Below are 3,673 nucleotides of genomic sequence, written 5' to 3'. Positions count from 1 at the left end.
ATCACGATAGAGATTGTCCGCAAATTCGCCGATCAGACCGGTTTCGTCGTCCATCCCAGACGATGGGTGGTCGAACGGACCTTCGCATGGCTCAACCGCAATCGCCGCCTCGCCAAGGACTTCGAGCAAACCATCAAATCCGCAACTGCGCTACTCTATGCCGCCGCGGCTATCGTTCTCATCAGGCGCGTCGCTCGTTACGCATGAGATCCAAGACAGGCTCTAAAGAACTGCGACAGTGCTGGAACCGTGGAAATCTTCTTGTAGAATTTCGTGAGGCGGCTAGCGATATGCCTGCAAACTACCCGATGAATGCCGGACAAAGTTCGGCTCTCAAGATTCTGTAGCCCATAGAATGACAGGCGTTCTTGGAGTTTAGACATTAGACTGCCTTCCGCATGCCCGAATTTGGGCCAATCGAAAAACTAATAGGTCATTTCTTTGAGAGGCAGTATCGGTAGAAATTTTTGCAAAATATTAAAAGCTAATGTACGTAAAAATACCTGAGCGCTTTCGCGCAGAAGGATAAATGAGCTCGTCTGCCACCATCAGGTAAAGGGTGGCCCCTCGGGAGTGGCAGCGATCAGCGCTTGAGCTTCGCATGCATCGTGGACTTGCCCACCCAGGGCGCGACAAAAGCCATTGTTCTGGTCCAGGCTTCTTCGCAAAGAGATGCGCCCAGGCTGAGCACCTGTTGCCAGTGGCATCCGGCAGCAAGACTGCATCAGTGTGCAGCGAAGATTTGGCTTCGCCAGCCTTGGTCGCGCGCAGCCGTGACTGACAGATCGACCTCCACTCCTACAATTTTTAAGACGTCAAACAGTGCTCGCGGTGAAAAGGGCTTAACGATAATCGGTGCAGATGGATCGCTGTCCGCGATATCGGCCGGCGACGCCGTGATGTAGACCATGGGCACTGGCCCATGCATTTTGCGAATGAGGTGCGCCGCGCGGGTGCCTAGACCCTCTTTGAGATGAACATCGCATGTGATGAAATCGGGGCGCTCACGAAGAGCGTCTGCCATCGCCGCTTTCTCCGTCTGCGCGATCGTCACGCTTTCGAAGCCGAGTGACTGCAAGAGACTCCAGATCGCCAAACCAATTCGGCTGTCGTCCTCAATAATAAGAGCGTGCATTCTGGCGGACCTTTCCGACTGCTAGATTCAATTTAATGAAAATCTTTTTATCATCGACTCGTCCAGTCGATCTCTTCGTTCGAACAGATAGGAGTTGTGGCCGGGACGCAAAACTCCGGCTGACTACGGAGGAGCAATTTATGGATTCCTCATCCACGCCGGCCAAATAGCGATGTTCCATTTCATCGTTGAAACGGGCGGTGATTTCCGCTGATAGGATTTGGCTTTCGGCAAGATCGACTAGGACAGCGACATCAATTTTTCTATCCCGAATGCATTTCAGGGGTGTCTCGAAGGCGCTCTGACCTGTCTGCCGCTATTAAATTGTAAGGAGACAATCTAAAAAAATTTCCTAAAATCAGCGTTCTAACGCCATAGGCCTCCGTATATATACGGTGCCTCTGCTTAAACCAGTCGTTAACAAATTCAGCTAGGTCGGAACGACAATCAAAACGGTTCTCGTTCCTACGCCCCTGTCACGGCTCGGTCCTTCAATCCTATAGGGTGCCGACGACATGCCAGCGCCACGGTGACGATAGCCTCCAGTTCAACGCGAGGTCTTCCATGTGGGTCGAGAAATTCTATCTGTGCAGTGAAAGCCTCGATGAGATTGCACAGCTCTCGGTCGAAAGAAGCCCGAATCTGATTTTCCTTTTTGGGGATACTGACACAATTGCTTCCGGGAGGGCGCCGGCTGGGCTGTTCGAGCGCTTTCCCCTTGCCGCGCATCTCGGTTGTAGCACCGGTACGCTCGTGAAGGGCGTGGACCTCCATGACGACGGTCTGCTTATCGTCCTCGTCGGCTTCGAGAGTACCCGCATTGCCCTCCATTGTGAACCTTTGGCAGATATTGACCGCTCTTTTCCGGCAGGCGCAGCGCTTGCCCGAAAGATCGCGGCACCCGATCTCGCGGGCTTGTTTCTCCTGAGTAGCGGACTGGGCGTCAATGGAAGCGCCTTGGTAGAAGGCATCCAATCGATTCTCGGTCGCAAGGCGGTCATCAGCGGCGGGCTTGCCGGCGATGGCGCCCGGTTCGAGACGACCTGGATTTCGATCAATGGCAAACCGGTTGAGAAAGCGATCGCTGCCATCGGCTTTTATGGAACGTCGGTCCGACTTGCCCATGGCATTGCCGGAGGTTGGAGCGAGTTCGGTCCGACACGCCGGGTCACCAAATCTGCCGGATCCACGCTTCTGGAACTCGACCATAAGCCTGCACTCGACCTCTACAAGCGGTATCTGGGTGACGAGGCGACCGGGCTCCCAGCGTCTGGACTCCTTTTCCCGCTGATGATCTGGGATGAGGCAAATCCCGATGACGCCGTTGTGCGCACAATCTTGTCGGTGGATCATGACGCACGGTCGATCACGCTGGCAGGAGACATTCCCGAGGGTTGGTGTGCAAAACTCATGCGCGGAACACAAGAAAGCCTCGTCGAAGGGGCGCGGCAGGCAGCGCAGCATGCGAGGACTGCGATGGGTGACACGAAAGTCGATTCCGAACTCTGCCTGTTCGTCAGCTGTGTGGGGCGCCGCCTGCTGATGGGTCAAAGCACTGAGGAAGAGGTCGATGCAGTATCCGAAGCGCTCGGTGTAGCTACGAAGATAGCGGGATTCTATTCCTACGGCGAAATCGCCCCCCAGAATGTTTCGGAGGTCTGCGGCCTTCATAACCAGACCGTTACTCTGACGCTGTTGAGCGAGGCGGCGTGAAAGCGCGCGCCGACCTGCACCCGCTGCTCTGCCGTCAATTGACCAAGGCGAGCGGAGCAAAAGGCGAACTCGACACTGACCGCCTGCTCGGTCTGGTCTCCAGGGCTTATCAGGAGAAAGATGCAGATCGCCAGCGGACGGACCGGGCCAATGAGCTCATGGCGGAGGAACTAGAAGAAGCGGTCGCCGCAAGCGCCCTTCAGGCTGCCCGGTTCAAGGCAGCGCTCGACAATATGACTCAAGGCCTTTGTCTCTTCGACAACAACGGCATGCTCGTGGTGGGCAACCGTCGATTCCAGGAAATATACGGACTGAGTGAAATGCTCTGCGCTTCGGGCTCGAGTCTTGAGCCGTTGCTTTCGATCAGCCCAGTCATGCGGGTCATGGAGCCGAGGTTTCGTCAGCATCTCATCAGAGAGCATGTGAGCCTGGATGAGCAACATAGCTTTGTCGAACAAAGCTGGCCGGACGGACGGACCCTGATTGTCAGCCGGACTTGGATCGTGGGGGGAGGGTATCTCGACACGATCGCAGACATTACAGAAAGTCGTAGCGCCGCTGCGCGCATCGCCCATCTGGCGCGTCACGATGCCCTGACCGACCTCGCCAATCGATTCTTGTTACGAGAGCGCTTACAGGAGATGGTGCGGAACGCCGCGCGCAATGAGCGTTGCGCTATAATGTGTCTTGACCTCGATTGTAAATAGGCGTCGAACCGGGACCCCATATCGGCGTGCAATAGGGACCCCCTTTTCGGGTTGCCAGGCGGTTGTCCCGGTAGTCCATAGGAGGGACCCACGGCCGGCGCTGCGCGCCCCCCAAGCG

Annotated in this window: 4 protein-coding genes; 3 read left to right on the top strand and 1 reads right to left on the bottom strand. The window is 55.9% G+C overall.

Translation table 11 applies throughout. The features are described from left to right. Positions 1-207, top strand: a 207-nt coding sequence (locus LWE61_RS20485; RefSeq protein ID WP_234151681.1) for a transposase, incomplete at its 5' end; no start/stop codon positions are given. Between the two features lie 517 nt (positions 208-724). Here the strand turns inward: LWE61_RS20485 and LWE61_RS20480 are convergent. After that, positions 725-1,135, bottom strand: a complete 411-nt coding sequence (locus LWE61_RS20480) for a response regulator (RefSeq protein WP_234152496.1) — start codon at positions 1,133-1,135, stop codon at positions 725-727. 564 nt (positions 1,136-1,699) lie between these two features. Here LWE61_RS20480 and LWE61_RS20475 point away from each other — a divergent pair. Further along, on the top strand, positions 1,700-2,848 hold the full coding sequence (locus tag LWE61_RS20475; RefSeq protein ID WP_234152495.1) for an FIST signal transduction protein: 1,149 nt from the start codon (positions 1,700-1,702) through the stop codon (positions 2,846-2,848). Further along, complete coding sequence (locus tag LWE61_RS20470) at positions 2,845-3,555, top strand: PAS-domain containing protein (RefSeq protein ID WP_234152494.1); 711 nt, start codon at positions 2,845-2,847, stop codon at positions 3,553-3,555. Before LWE61_RS20475 ends, LWE61_RS20470 begins: the two co-directional genes overlap by 4 nt. Positions 3,556-3,673: the final 118 nt, after the last annotated feature.

Origin of the sequence: Sphingobium sufflavum (genome assembly GCF_021403115.1) — a bacterium.
GTDB classification, from domain to species: Bacteria; Pseudomonadota; Alphaproteobacteria; order Sphingomonadales; family Sphingomonadaceae; genus Sphingobium; species Sphingobium sufflavum.
This window is presented reverse-complemented; position numbering and strand designations above follow the sequence as displayed.

Bases quoted from the DNA above. Each gene is read 5' to 3' on its own strand.
- LWE61_RS20480 (WP_234152496.1), bottom strand. From the start codon at position 1,135: ATGCACGCTCTTATTATTGAGGACGACAGCCGAATTGGTTTGGCGATC.
- LWE61_RS20475 (WP_234152495.1), top strand. From the start codon at position 1,700: ATGTGGGTCGAGAAATTCTATCTGTGCAGTGAAAGCCTCGATGAGATT.